This is a genomic window from Streptomyces iakyrus (genome assembly GCF_000717055.1).
Lineage (GTDB): Bacteria > Actinomycetota > Actinomycetes > Streptomycetales > Streptomycetaceae > Streptomyces > Streptomyces iakyrus.
The window spans coordinates 208,958-222,154 of the sequence record NZ_JNXI01000003.1 but is presented as its reverse complement, the minus strand read 5'-3'; the positions used below and the strand labels follow the sequence as shown (position 1 = coordinate 222,154).

At 72.6% G+C, this 13,197-nt stretch carries 11 protein-coding genes; 5 read left to right on the top strand and 6 right to left on the bottom strand.

What is annotated here, in order from left to right:
- Positions 1-37: 37 nt before the first annotated feature.
- Entirely contained in the window at positions 38-916 is an 879-nt protein-coding gene (locus tag OO68_RS06005) for an SDR family oxidoreductase (RefSeq protein ID WP_033307082.1), read from the bottom strand.
- Between the two features lie 99 nt (positions 917-1,015).
- The gene (locus OO68_RS06000; RefSeq protein ID WP_033307081.1) at positions 1,016-2,197 is read right to left on the bottom strand and encodes an MFS transporter; all 1,182 of its coding nucleotides are present in this window, start codon (positions 2,195-2,197) and stop codon (positions 1,016-1,018) included.
- A 140-nt stretch (positions 2,198-2,337) separates the two neighbouring features.
- Here OO68_RS06000 and OO68_RS05995 point away from each other — a divergent pair, with 140 nt between their 5' ends.
- The gene (locus tag OO68_RS05995) at positions 2,338-3,816 is read left to right on the top strand and encodes a glutamate-cysteine ligase family protein (protein ID WP_033307080.1); all 1,479 of its coding nucleotides are present in this window, start codon (positions 2,338-2,340) and stop codon (positions 3,814-3,816) included.
- A gap of 2 nt (positions 3,817-3,818) precedes the next feature.
- Here OO68_RS05995 and OO68_RS05990 read toward each other — a convergent pair whose 3' ends face one another.
- Genes OO68_RS05990 through OO68_RS05980 form a run of 3 tightly spaced genes read right to left on the bottom strand, consistent with a single transcriptional unit; the run spans position 3,819 to position 6,511 of the window.
- Positions 3,819-4,928: a Gfo/Idh/MocA family protein gene (locus OO68_RS05990; RefSeq protein ID WP_033307079.1), complete on the bottom strand. Its 1,110-nt coding sequence runs from the start codon at positions 4,926-4,928 to the stop codon at positions 3,819-3,821.
- The gene (locus tag OO68_RS05985; RefSeq protein ID WP_033307078.1) at positions 4,898-5,608 is read right to left on the bottom strand and encodes a ThuA domain-containing protein; all 711 of its coding nucleotides are present in this window, start codon (positions 5,606-5,608) and stop codon (positions 4,898-4,900) included. The genes OO68_RS05990 and OO68_RS05985 overlap by 31 nt, the downstream gene beginning before the upstream one ends.
- A gap of 51 nt (positions 5,609-5,659) precedes the next feature.
- A complete protein-coding gene (locus OO68_RS05980; RefSeq protein WP_033307077.1) occupies positions 5,660-6,511 on the bottom strand; it encodes a class I SAM-dependent methyltransferase in 852 nt (283 codons plus the stop codon).
- Positions 6,512-6,588: 77 nt separating this feature from the next.
- On the opposite strand from OO68_RS05980, the gene OO68_RS05975 reads away from it, so the two are divergent.
- From OO68_RS05975 to OO68_RS05965, 4 genes are all read left to right on the top strand, one after another.
- Positions 6,589-7,020, top strand: coding sequence for a helix-turn-helix domain-containing protein (locus OO68_RS05975; RefSeq protein ID WP_033307076.1), 432 nt, complete (start codon positions 6,589-6,591; stop codon positions 7,018-7,020).
- 85 nt (positions 7,021-7,105) lie between these two features.
- A complete protein-coding gene (locus OO68_RS42145) occupies positions 7,106-7,732 on the top strand; it encodes an MFS transporter (protein WP_051814491.1) in 627 nt (208 codons plus the stop codon).
- 62 nt (positions 7,733-7,794) lie between these two features.
- Complete coding sequence (locus tag OO68_RS47470; RefSeq protein ID WP_245236911.1) at positions 7,795-7,932, top strand: hypothetical protein; 138 nt, start codon at positions 7,795-7,797, stop codon at positions 7,930-7,932.
- Between the two features lie 148 nt (positions 7,933-8,080).
- Positions 8,081-9,100 carry a LacI family DNA-binding transcriptional regulator gene (locus tag OO68_RS05965; RefSeq protein ID WP_033307075.1) on the top strand — a complete coding sequence of 340 codons (1,020 nt, stop codon included), beginning with the start codon at positions 8,081-8,083 and terminating at the stop codon, positions 9,098-9,100.
- Here OO68_RS05965 and OO68_RS05960 read toward each other — a convergent pair.
- A complete protein-coding gene (locus OO68_RS05960) occupies positions 9,097-13,041 on the bottom strand; it encodes a glycosyl hydrolase (protein WP_033307074.1) in 3,945 nt (1,314 codons plus the stop codon). The genes OO68_RS05965 and OO68_RS05960 overlap by 4 nt on opposite strands.
- Positions 13,042-13,197 lie beyond the last annotated feature (156 nt).

Genomic DNA, 13,197 nt, shown 5'->3' with positions numbered 1-13,197 from the left:
CGCGGTGTCCTCCGGGCCCCGGAATTTCAGACGAGGATCACGGCAGCGGCGTCCCGCCCGTCGCGTTGACGATCTCGGCGGTGATGTACGACGCCTCCTGCGAGGCGAGGAAGACGTACGCCGGAGCCATCTCGGCCGGCTGCGCGGGCCGTCCGATGGGGGCCTGCTTGCCGAACGTCTGGGTGTCCGGCAGGGTCGCCGGGATCAGCGGCGTCCACACCGGGCCCGGCGCCACCGCGTTGACGCGGATGCCCTTCTCGATCAGCATCTGCGCCAGCCCCTGCGTGAACGTGACGATCGCGCCCTTCGTCGTCGCGTAGTCCAGCAGATGCGGACTCGGCTTGTACGCCTGCACCGACGTGGAGTTGATGATGCTGCCGCCCTCGGGGATGTGCGGCAGGGCCAGCTTGCACAGCCAGAACATGCCGTACAGGTTGGTGCGCAGCACCCGGTCGAACTGCTCGGTGGTGATCGCCTCGATGCCGTCGGGCTGGGACATCTGGTAGGCCGCGTTGTTCACGAGGATGTCGATCCGGCCGAACTCGTCCACGGCCCGCTCGATCAGCGCCCGGCAGTTCTCCTCCTCCCGGACGTCGCACGAGACGGGCACCGCACGGCGGCCGGCCGCCTCGACGAGCCGGGCCGTCTCGGCGGCGTCGTCCTTCTCGTCATCCAGATGGGTGAAGAGCACGTCGGCTCCCTCGCGGGCGAACGCGAGGGCGACCGCTCGGCCGATACCGGAGTCCCCGCCGGTGATCACGGCCTTGCGGCCGGCCAGCCGGCCACTGCCCCGGTAGGACTCCTCACCGTGGTCCGGGGGCGGGTCCATGGGCCCCGTCCAGCCGGGGTGCGGCTGGTCCTGGGAGGGAAACTCCGGGGTCGGGTGCTGCTCGCCGGGGTGCTGCTGTTCGGTCACGGGTCTGCCTCCTTGTGCACGTCGTACGGCCCGTGATCACCACGGGCGTGGCCACGGGTACCCAGGATCACCGGCATCCCCCCTGGCAGCGTCTCCCCTTCAGCCCCCGGCCGCGCGCCGGGCGGCCGCTTCCACCAGCGCCCCTACGACCGCCGCCACCGCCGCCAGCACCGCCACGCTGGTCAGCGCGGCCGGCAGGGTGAACCAGTCCGCCATGAAGCCGATCGCGGGCGGGCCGAGGAGCATGCCCCCATAGCCGAGCGTGGAGGCCGTGGCGACGCCGCCGGGGCCGGCGAGTGCGCCCGCGCGTTCCACCGCCACGGGGAAGAGGTTCGCGAGGCCGATGCCCGTGATCGCGTATCCGAGGAGGGCCGCCCAGAGGGAGGGGGCGAGGGAGCCGAGCAGCATTCCGGCCGCCGCGGTGGTGCCGCCGGCGGCGACGGTCCGGGTCCGCCCGAGGCGTTCCAGCAGCGTCGTGCCGCTCAGGCGTCCCACCGTCATGGCGAGCGCGAAGCAGGAGTAGCCCGCGGCCGCCGCGCCCGCCGAGGCGTGCAGGTCCTGTTCGAGGTGCAGGGCGCCCCAGTCGGCCAGCGCCCCCTCGCCGTACGCGGTGCACCCCGCGATCACGCCGAATACGATCACCAGTCCCCGGGTGCGGCCGTCCAGGCGGCGCGGGGCGCCTTCGGCGGGCAGGTCCCGCTCCGGAGGCGCCGGTGGCTCGTGCCGCAGGAGCGTGGGGCCCGCCGCGGCGGTCACGACCAGGCCGACGAGGGTGAGCAGCAGCAGGTGCCGCGTGGGGGAGAGGACCCCCGCGACCAGCCCGCCCAGCCCCGCTCCGACCATGCCGCCCAGGCTGAACGCCGCGTGGAAGCTCGGCATGACCGGCCGCCGCAGCGCGGCCACCAGCTCGACGGCCGCGCTGTTGAAGGCCACGTTGATCCCGCCGTACGCGGCCCCGAAGAGCAGCAGGACCAGGCCCAGCGCGAGCGCCGAGTGGGTCAGCGGGGGCAGGGCGACGCTCAGGGAGAGCAGGACGGCGCAGACCACCGTGACCCGGTGGTTCCCGAAGCGGCGGCACAGGCGCCCCGTGAGAGTCATGGAGACGACGGCCCCGGCGGAGACGCCCAGGAGGGCGAGGCCGAGGGCACTGGCGGAGGCGCCGGTCTGCGCCTTGATGGCGGGGATGCGCACGACCCAGCCGGCGAAGACGAAGCCGTCGAGGGCGAAGAAGACGGTGAGGGCGATCCGGAGCCGGGTGAGGGAGCTGCTGTGACCCGGCACGTCCTTGTGCGTTCGGGGTTTGTTTATTTGCGGCACAAACTCAGGCTAGGTGGGTGCGGTGTCGGGGACAAGGTGCGACTCTGGGACGAGACCATCCGCTGAGGCGCGGACGTAGCTGCCGCAGGAGCGCAGGAGGGCACATGGGACGTGACGTGCCGGCCCTGGTGTTCACCCGGGAGGACCGTCGTCGCTACCGGGAGAAGATGCACACCGACCTCGAAGTGCTCGCCCGGATGCTCCACGAGTCGGGGTTCGAGAGCGAGCGCCCCCAGGTCGGCCTTGAGATAGAGCTCAACCTGGTCGACGACGCCGGGCTGCCCGCGATGCGCAACACCGACGTGCTCCAGGCGATCGCCGACCCCGCCTGGTCCAGCGAGCTGGGCCGCTTCAACCTGGAGATCAACATCCCGCCCCGGCAGCTGACCGCCGGCGGCCCCGGCTCCTGGGAGCAGGCGATCCGGGACGCCCTCAACCACGCCGAGGACCGTGCGGCGGCGGTGGGCGCCCACCTGATCATGGTGGGCATCCTGCCGACCCTGGGCGAGTCGGACGTCAGCGAGTCCGCGCTGTCCGGTGACCCCCGGTACCGGCTCCTCAACGAGCAGATCTTCGCGGCCCGGGGCGAGGACCTCCGGATCAGGGTCGACGGAGTGGAGCGCCTGTCGACGTACGCCGACACCATCACCCCCGAGGCGGCCTGCACCAGCACCCAGTTCCATCTCCAGGTCGACCCGAAGGAGTTCCCGCACTACTGGAACGCGGCCCAGGCCATCGCGGGCGTGCAGATCGCCCTCGCGGCGAACTCGCCGTTCCTGTTCGGCAAGGAGCTGTGGCGCGAGACCCGCATCCCCCTGTTCGAGCAGGCCACCGACACCCGCCCCGAGGAGATCAAGGCCCAGGGCGTACGGCCCCGGGTGTGGTTCGGGGAGCGCTGGATCACCAGCGTCTTCGACCTCTTCGAGGAGAACGTGCGCTACTTCCCGGCCCTGCTGCCGCTGTGCGAGGACGAGGACCCGCAGAAGGAACTGGACAGCGGCGGCGTTCCCCAGCTGGGCGAACTGACCCTCCACAACGGCACGATCTACCGCTGGAACCGCCCCATTTACGCGGTCACCGACAGCGGCCCGCATCTGCGCATCGAGAACCGGGTACTGCCCGCCGGCCCCACCGTGGCCGACATCATCGCCAACGGCGCCTTCTACTACGGCCTGACCCGCGCCCTGGTCGACGAGGACCGGCCGGTGTGGACGCGGATGTCCTTCTCGGTCGCCGAGGAGAACCTGCACACCGCGGCCCGCGACGGCATCGACGCCCGCCTGTACTGGCCAGGGGTGGGCGAAGTACCGGTCACGGAACTGGTGTTGCGGCGGCTGCTGCCCCTGGCGCACCGGGGGCTGGAGCTGACCGGCATGGACGCCGCGTGGCGCGAACCCCTGCTGGGCATCATCGAGCAGCGCTGCGTCACCGGCCGCAACGGCGCCCAGTGGCAGGCGGAGATGGTGCACCACCTGGAGAAGGCCGGCATCTCCGACCGGCGGGAGGCGCTGCGGCAGATGACCCGGACGTACATGGACTACATGCACATGAACGCGCCCGCGCACACCTGGCCCATGGACTGACCTCAGGCGGACCGGCCGAGCCACCGGGCGGCGGCCGTCAGGGGCACGGGTGCGGGCACCCGCGCCGACGTCGTCAGCTCGATCCGGCGTCCCTCGGCCGCCGAACGCAGCAGTGCGGTCATCGTCTCCAGTACGTGCAGGGCGAGTTCACCACCGGCGCGCGGTGCCCGCGATGCGTCGGCGGTGAGGAAGTCCAGCAGTCCGAGGCCGCGGGAGCCGTCCGCGTAGCCCGCGGACACCGGCAGGGTCCGCCACCCCGTGTCGCCGAGCGCGTGGAGACGCACCTCGCCGTCGAAGCGGTTCGGGTCGGGCACCGCCAGGGTGCCGCCCTCGCCGTGCACCTCGATCGGGGCAGCCGTGGTGGCCACGCCGTCAAAGCTCGTCGTGAGCGTCGTCAGCGTCCCGTTCACGTGCTCCAGCACTCCGGAGACATGGCTGTCCACCTCGACCGGTATGCGCTCGCCCGCGCGCGGCCCGGAACCGATCACGCGCTCGGCCCGTAGCCGCCCGGCAGCCCCGGTCACGGCACGCACCGGCCCCAGCAGATGGACCAGGGACGACAGGTAGTACGGCCCCATGTCCAGGAGCGGGCCGCCACCGGCCCGGTAGTAGAAGTCGGGGTGGGGATGCCAGCGTTCATGCCCCGCGGTGACCATCACCGCGGAGGCGAACTGGGGGCGCCCGATGCTCCCCGCCGCCACGGCGGCCCGGGCGGTCTGAACTCCCGTGCCCAGGACGGTGTCCGGGGCGCAACCCACGCCGGTGCCCGCCTTAGCGGCGGCGTCCAGGACGGCGCGGGCATCCTCCAGGGTCGCCGCCAGAGGCTTCTCCCCGTACACGTTCTTGCCGTGGCCGATCGCCCCGAGGGCTATCTCGGCGTGGGCCGCCGGGGTGGTCAGGTTCAGCACCGTGTCCACGTCCGGGCTGCTCAGCAGTTCCTCGACCGACAGCGCCCGGGCGCCCGGCAGTTCGGCGGCGGCCGCGGCCGACCGGGAGGCGTCGAGGTCGGCGACCGCGGTAACGCGCACCCCGGGGTGGCCGGCGAGGGTGTCCAGGTACGCGCGGGATATGACGCCGAGTCCTACGACCCCGACGCGGTGCGCGTCGCCCACAGCATGCCCCTCTCGATGATGGTGCGGACGTGGGGGTGCTCCAGCACGTCGACGCTGTGCCCCGGTGTCGTCACCACGATCCGCCCGGCACCCCACCGGCGGGTCCAGACCGCCGGTGAGGTGACCGGCCGGTGCCAGGGCTGCCACGGCCGGGTGGGATGCGTGGTGGTGGCCAGGACGTCGATGAGATCGTCGTGGAGCACCCAGTACTGCTCGGTGTCGAGTGTGAAGTCCTCGATGCCCGCCGTGATCGGGTGCTCGCGACCGGCGTCGGTGAGGGTGATGGTGTGCGGCAGGAAGTTGTCCGCCGCCTCACCCCGGCGCTCGCACGGTTCCTTGCCCGGGTGGGTGGCGAACTGGCCGCCCACCAGGTGCAGATAGTCCGAGGAAGCGCGGAACGAGTCGGCGATGCCGCCGTGCCAGCCGGTGAAGCCGGTGCCGGCCACGACCGCGGAGGTCAGCCCCGCCAGCTGCTCGCGCGTGATCTCCGACATCGTCACGCACTGCACGACCAGGTCGGTCGCGGCCAGTTCGGCGGCATCCGCGTAGATCTCGGCCGACCCCTCGACCCGGACGGCGTACCCGTTGCTCCGGAGGAAGGGCAGGAACAGTTCCGTGGCCTCGACCGGCTGGTGCCCTTCCCAGCCGCCCCGGACCACCAAGGCTCTCTTCTGCGTCATCGTGATCTCACTATGCGCCGCTCGCCGGCGCTCGGAAAAGAGGGCCGGACCTCACGAAAGTTTCGCGGCGGCGGCCCGGGCCGAGACCATCCAGCAGGCCGCGGTGTAACGGACCTCCGTGCCCCGCACGAAGGGGTCGAAGGCCGGCCGGACCGCCTCGACGATCTCCGCCCGGATCCGGTCGTCCGCCCCGGGCAGGACCATGCCGAGCGGACCGAGCCGCGTGAAGTAGGTGACGAGGTCCTTCTCGGGCAGGGCGCAGACCACGTCGACCGGCTGGATGTCGATGCCGGCCCAGCCGCTCTCCGTCAGGATGCGGTGGACACGCTCCGGGTCCGCGAATCCGAACTGGCCCGGCTGGTCCGGCCGCCGGGCCGGCAGCTCCGGCAGGTACGGGGCCGCGGCGCGTTCGGCCGTCGTCATGAACGGGTTCTCCTCGGGCCCCCGCCACACCACGCACCGCAGCCCGGCCCCGTCCCTCACCGTGCTCCGCAGATTGCCGAAGGCCCGCACGGGGTCGTTGAAGAACATGACGCCGAAGCGCGAGACGACGGCGTCGAAGGCTCCCGGTTCGAACGCGTACTCCTGCGCGTCGGCCTGGATGAAGGACGCCGGTACGCCCTCCCGCTCGGCGTGCGCCCGGGCCGCCTCGATCATCGGCCCCGAGACGTCGACACCGACGCAGTGACCCGCCCTGCGGGCGACGGCCCGGGTGATGCCGCCCGTGCCGCAGCCGACGTCGAGCACACTGCCCGCGTGTTCGGCGGCCACCGCGTCGACGAGCAGCTCCTCGAACGGCCTGAACATCTCGTCCAGCAGCTCCTGGAGATCCACCCATGCGTTGCCGGCGGGCCCGTTCCAGCGGGCGGCCTGCTCGTCGTCACTCCTGCGTGAGGCGTCCATCTTCGTCTCTCCCTCTGCTTGCCTTCGTCGGGACGGGATGACAGCGTTCTACTTCAAGTCGACTTGAGGTCAAGACAATGACAGACCTGGACATCGCCGAAGTGGCGCACCGCGCCGGTGTGCCCGCCTCCACCCTGCGCTTCTACGAGGAGAAGGGGCTGATCGCCTCCACCGGCCGCCGCGGGCTGCGGCGTCAGTACGACCCCGGGGTGCTGGAACGGCTGGCGCTGATCGCGCTGGGGCGGACGGCCGGGTTCTCGCTCGACGAGATCGCGCAGATGTTCACCCCGGACGGGCAGCCGCGGATCGACCGGCGGAAACTGTCCGCCAAGGCCGACGAACTGGACCGCAGGATCCGCGAACTGGGCGTCCTGCGGGACTCCCTGCGGCACGCCGCCGCCTGCCCCGCCCCCAGCCATCTGGAGTGCGGCACCTTCCGCCGCCTGATCGACGCGGCGGCGACCGGCGGTGTCGCCGTACCCGGACGACGGGTGCCCGGCCGCCGTTGACGGGGCGTCGCGCTCTTGGCTCAAAACTGGCTCGTGCTTTGCCCGAATCCCGTCGGCCGACGACTTCCATGTCTCCCTCACCGACATGGCTTTCCTCACCACCGCGACCCTGGTGATGCGGCCGGTGGGTGCCCTGCTCTTCGGCATGTGGGCGGACCGCCGGGGCCGCCGCGTGCCGCTCATGGTCGATGTCGTCTTCTACTCGATCGTCGGCTTCGCCTGCGCCTTCGCGCCCAACTACACCGTGCTGCTGGTGCTGCGCCTGCTCTACGGCATCGGCATGGGCGGCGAGTGGGGTCTGGGCGCGGCCCTGGCCATGGAGAAGATCCCCACCGAACGGCGCGGATTCTGGTCGGGCCTGCTGCAGAGCGGCTACTCGCTCGGGTATCTCCTGGCCGCCGTGGCGTTCTTCGTCATCGAGCCCGTCTTCGGCTGGCGCGGCCTGTTCGCGTTCAGTCTGCTGCCCGCGCTGGTCGCGCTGTGGGTGCGCAGCAGGGTGGAGGAGAGCGAGGTGTGGGGCAAGAGCGTCGCCCTCAACCGCACCCCCGCGCACCAGGTGTTCAGGAACCCCGCGGTGCTGCGGCGCTTCGTCTACCTGGTCGCGCTGATGACCGCCTTCAACTGGATGTCGCACGGCACCCAGGACATCTACCCGACCTTCGTGAAGAAGGGCCTCGACCTGTCGGCGAACACCTCGATCTCGGCAATCTGATCGCCGCGCTCAACCTGCCCATCCAGGAGGCCCTCGCCGAACGCCACGGCTACCCGTCGGCGATGACCTGGACCATCGTGCCCACCCTGGCCGTAGTGATCCTGCTGAGCGCGCTCGGCAAGGAGGCCAAGGGGATCCGCTTGGGGAGCGGTTCGGCGACGGCGCCGAGCGGTGCGGCGAGCGGCACGGTGCGGTCCTGAACCCGTCGTACGGGCGCTGACCGACTCCGCCTGACCGGGGCCCGCGGAGACCGGGCAGGAAAAACGTTCCACGCCCGGTCGCGATATACTTTGCGGCGCCCATGAAGACCATCGTCGTGCCTGGTCGCGCGGCTGCAACAGCGAGGGGGTGGACGCCGTTCCGGCACGCCCCGCCCGCATCCAGGACGTCGCAGCCGCCGCCGGTGTCTCGGTGTCCACGGTGTCGAACGTGCTCAACCGGCCCGAGCGGGTCACCGCGCAGACCGCCGAGCGCGTCCGCGTCGCCGTCGCCGCGCTCGACTACGTCCCCCACCCGGGAGCCGCCGGTCTGCGCACCGGTCATTCCTCCGCGATCGGGCTGGTCCTGCCCGACGTCACCAACTCCTTCTACGCGCGCATCGCGCGGGGCGCCGCCGACGCGGCCTACGACCACGGCTACTCGCTCGTCCTGTGCCACAGCGGGGACGCTCCCGAGCGGGAGCAGGGCTACTTCAGCATGCTCGTCGAGCAGCGGGCCGTCGGCGTCGTCGTCGTGCCGCTGAGCGCCGACCCGGGCCGGCTGGCCCGGCTGCGCGAGCGGGGCATCCCGCTCGTCCTGGCCGACCGTGCGATGCCCGACCGGGAGGGCTGCTCGGCCTCCGTGGACGACATCGCCGGCGGCCGCATCGCCGTACAGCACCTCCTCGACAGCGGGGCCCGCAACATCCTCGTCGTCAACGGCGAGCGCGGCATACGCCAGTGCGCCGACCGCTACCAGGGCGCCCGGCAGGCCGTCCGGAGCCGCCGCGAGGCCCGGCTCGGCCAGGTCGTCGCCGAGCGGATGACCGTCGCCTACGGCACGGAGATCGCCCGCGGGCTGGAGGACCTGCCCGACGGGGTGTTCTGCACCAACGACTTCCTCGCCGCCGGCCTGTGCCGGGGGCTGACCGAACGCGGCGTGCGCATTCCCGAGGACGTGCAGGTCGTCGGTTACGGCGACCTCGACGTCGCCACCTTCGGGGCGACGACCCTGACGACGGTCAGGCAGCCCGTCGAGGACCTCGGCCGGGCGGCGGTGGAGATGCTGCTCGATGAGATCGAGGCCCGCGCGGACCACCTCCACGAGACCCGCGTCTTCGCCCCCGGCCTCGTCCTGCGCGACTCCACCCGGCCGTCCACGGCCGACTAGTCCCCGGACGGGATCCGCAGCGTCACCGGCCCCCACAGCCCCGACGGCAGCTGGGACGGGAAAGCCCAGGCGGTCGGGGTGGCCTCCGCGAAGTACGGCGCCAGCGTGCCGCGGACCGTCACCTCCAGCCGGACCGTCCGCCCCGCGGCACCGCGCAGCGGGAAGCGGTAGGGCGCGCAGAACGCCTCCCCGGCGAACTCCCCGTCGACCGACACCTCCACACTGCCCCGGACCCGCCCCAGGTCCAGCACGGGATCGGGCCCGGGCGGCACCTCCACCGCCCGTGCGTACGTCACACCCCCGCTCCAGCCGCCCAGCCCCTGCTCGCGCCAGTCTCCCAGCGCCAGCGGTGCCGGCACCGTCCGCACCCGGACCGGCCCGTGCCAGGCGGAACCGCTCCGCAGGACGGCCGTCGGCCCGGTGATCACCTCGACCCGGGTGGGTGCCAGGAGAGGCTCATGAAGCGTCAGCCGGTCTCCCGACAAGGCCCGTTCCTCTCCGTCCCCGACCCGCACGCGCGCGGGCAGCGCCAACGGCAGCTCCAGCGACACCGTTCCCGGCGGCACCGTGAACCGGAAGCGCTGCGGCGATGCCCGGACGTCATCGGTGGACCGCGACGGCCGCACGGCACCGCCGAGCACCGGACGGCCGGCCAGCCAAGCGGTGTCCGGCAGCGGATGGGGCCGTACGGCGGCGTGGCAGTGCTGCACCTCGCCCCGCCTGCGCTCGTCCTCGACGGTCCGGCCCCGCCACGCCCCCGTCTCCGCCTCCCAGCCGGCGCCGCTGACCAGAGCCGTCACCGCGTTTCCCGAACACGCCACCAGATCGACGAACACCGCGTCCCGGACATCGGCGTTGTCGGCCACCACCTCCAGCGTGTGCTCGCCCGCCCCGAGTTCCGGCTCGTGACGGAAGAACATCGGCACGGCGCCCCAGTCCGCCTCGTAGTACTCCGCCTTCTCCTGCCGCGCCACCACGTCACCGTCGAGCAGCACGGTCAGCGCCGGGGCGGCACCCACGACCAGCACCGCCCGCGCACCGCCGGCCGGTACCCGGAACCCCGCGCGATAGGCGACCCGGCCGTCGGGCCGGACGCCGTCGGGCGGGCGCATGAACCGCGGGCGGGGCCCCAGCCCGCCCGGTTCGGACAGGCAGAAGAAGCTGCCGAGCGGTGTGCCGGCGGCCGCCGAGATCGACGAGGGCCGGTCCTGGGCGTCCGACAGCTCGTATTCGAGCACGTTGCGGTCCCGGCTCACGGTGACCGGGGCGGAGGCCAGGTAACCGCCGCCGTACGGGCCCAGCGGCTCCCCGTTCCACCACACCCGTTTGACCGCCTCCGCGCCGACGTGCAGCTCGGCGGGCCCCCGGTGTCCGCTCTCCACGATCGCCCGCACCCGGGCGACCGCGTCACCGGCCGGCACGGGAACGCGTACGAACTCCTCGTTCACCAGCCCCTTGGTGCCCAGCAGCCCGCCCTGGTCCAGAGTGCCGCGGCTCGACGAGTACACCGCGGCCTCCCAGACCGAGTCCGGCGGCACGAGGGGCACCCGACCGGCCAGGATCCGCTCCACGGTCGCCGCGTCCAGCGGCTCGGGAGCCTGCTCGGGCGGCACCGGGGGCAGGATCCGGACCCGGTTGCCGTAGGTGACCCGGCTCGGCTCCCACACCGCCCCCTCGGCCCACTCCATGGTCCAGATCTGCGGCTCCGCCACGGATGCTCCCGGGGGCAGTGCTACATCGCCCCAGGTGTTGTCCATCGTGGGCACCAGCCGGCCCTGCCAGCCCGCCGAGACGTCGAGCACCCGGTCCGCCGCTCCACCCGCGGCAGGCTGCGGTTCCGGACGGCCCTCACGCCATACGACCAGGGCCGCCGGAGCGCCGTCCAGCGGCACCTCGATGACCGAGCGGGCACCGTCGTCGCAGACCGTGACGCGCGCCGGGCTGCGGGAGCCGGTCGCCGGGTTCCATACCTCGGCCTCCGCGACGCCCGCCCGGACGGTGACGGACGAGGTGCTGACGGGCCCGGGAGCGGAACCGGGCGGGCGCAGCGGATGTGCGCCGATCTCCGGGAAGGCGGACGTGACCAGCGCCACGGCCTGGTTCCCCTTCCGCCGGACGAGCAGCGGCACCTCGCCCGTGGCGTGCCCGGCCGCGTCGGCCACCGCCCCGGCGGCGGCCCCGGGGTCGGGTACCCGCTCCAGCCGGGGATGGGCGAGCAGGGCCGCCACCACCGAGTCGTCACCCAACCGGCCCGCGGCCGCCCCGGGCGGGCGGCCCACGACCACCACCCGCCCTCCCGCGTCGAGCAGTTCGGCCAGCCGGCGCGCGGTCTCCTCCTCCAGCACGCTCGCCGAGGGCAGCAGCACCACGCCGTACGCCAGGTCCCTGATGCGCAGGGCACCTCCGGTGGTCTCGGCGCGCCGCACCGAGTCGTCGTCGACGACGTCGAAGGAGATCCCGCGCCGGTCCAGGGCCCCGGCGTGCGGCCCGAGCCAGTTGTTCGAGCCGCACAGGTCCAGGTAGTGCCGCTGCGTCTCGTCGGCGAGGGCGTGGCCGTCGCCCAGCCGGCCGTCGCCGAAGTGCCGGACCGGCGCGTCCAGCGGGACGAGCGCCTGCATGGTGGCGGTCGGGTGCAGCACCGCCACGTCGGCCGCGTATCCGCCCCACGACATGATCGAGCAGATCCGGGCCACGGCCCGGGAGAACGCCGGGTACTGCTTCCAGTAGGGCTGGCGCCAGTCGGTGGACGGCGGCGCCCACTCGAACCAGCCGGCCGCGGTGCCGAAGTAACTGGCGTGCGGGTTGTAGAGGTTGGCACCGCTGCGCAGGAACGGCAGCAGCCAGCCGTAGGTGTCCTCCAGCGTGCCGCCCCAGCCGGAGGAGTGGAACGCCTCGATCCAGACGCGCTCGTGGCCGTAGAGGTGGGCCATGGAGGAGTGCACCTTGGCGTCGCCGTGGTGGTCGCTGCCGGCGGCGCCGTACCAGCGGTGGGTGCGGAAGTAGTCCGTGTAGATCTGCGTGGACTGGGCCGGGTAACCCGCGCGGGCGGGGTGGCTCTGGTCGCTGCCCAGCAGCAGACCGCGTTCGCGGTGCCAGGCGGCGAGCGGCCGGAACAGGGCCTCCTCGGTCAGCTCCGCGCGAACCGCGTAGTAGTCGCCGCGGATCTTCCCCTCCGGCACGCCCGTGTCCGTGCCGAACAGGGCCGGCAGGTGGTCGAGCAGGTCGTAGCCGCGCCGGGTGCGGAACTCGTCGGCGAAACGGTGGCTCCAGGCGTTGGTGCCGGGCAGTTCGTCCTGGAAGCTGCCCGCTACGACCGTGCCCAGGTACTCGGGTACGCGGCGGTCGTACTCGTGGTGGACCGTGTCCATCAGCAGGCCGACGGCGTGCGGGTCCAGATAGTCGAACGCGGTGGGGACGGCGGTGACGAGCCGGACCCCGGTCCCGTCGGCGGCCGCGACGAGCCCGTCCGCGGCGAGGTCGAGCCGCCGGCCCTGGCAGGAGTACGCGGCCAGCGGCGTCTCGGAGTCCGTCAGGGCCACTCTGCCCCGGGAGACGTTCACGTCACGGCAGCGCAGGGCGAGTCCGGCCGCCTCGGGATGCCGCCGCGTCACAACGCCCTGCACATTGGCGCCGGAGAACCCGATCTGGTCGTAGAACCACAGCCGTGTGCCGAGCTCCGCCGCGATCGCGCAGGCATCGGTGAAACGCTCCCACCACTCCTCGCCGAACCACGCCGGATCGTCGGCCCGGGCCCCGAACGTCGGCCCGGCCGGAGCCAGATTGATGACGACCAGGTTGTGGATCCCGCCCTCCGCGAACGCCCGCAGCTGCCAGGCGAGTCGCTCCCGGGCGACCTTCGCACCCGACCACCACCACAGGGGAGTGGGGCCGAAGGCGCGGGGCGGGTCGTCGAACAACTGCCGGAGCTCGGGGGAGATCACACACGGTCCTTCCCCTAAAACGTTTTTAGACCCATTCCACGGTAGGCGAGCTGGAGCGGCCACGCCATAGCCCCGTGCGGAGCCGAAGGATCCGACGCCATGTCACCCACGCGTGCGCGACACCTTGTTGCAACGTTTTTCCCGCCCTATATTCGC

Bases quoted from the DNA above. Each gene is read 5' to 3' on its own strand.
- OO68_RS47470 (WP_245236911.1), top strand. From the start codon at position 7,795: ATGACCTGGACCATCGTGCCCACCCTGGCCGTAGTGATCCTGCTGAGC.
- OO68_RS05980 (WP_033307077.1), bottom strand. From the start codon at position 6,511: ATGGACGCCTCACGCAGGAGTGACGACGAGCAGGCCGCCCGCTGGAAC.
- OO68_RS05985 (WP_033307078.1), bottom strand. From the start codon at position 5,608: ATGACGCAGAAGAGAGCCTTGGTGGTCCGGGGCGGCTGGGAAGGGCAC.
- OO68_RS05995 (WP_033307080.1), top strand. From the start codon at position 2,338: ATGGGACGTGACGTGCCGGCCCTGGTGTTCACCCGGGAGGACCGTCGT.
- OO68_RS05975 (WP_033307076.1), top strand. From the start codon at position 6,589: ATGACAGACCTGGACATCGCCGAAGTGGCGCACCGCGCCGGTGTGCCC.
- OO68_RS42145 (WP_051814491.1), top strand. From the start codon at position 7,106: ATGGCTTTCCTCACCACCGCGACCCTGGTGATGCGGCCGGTGGGTGCC.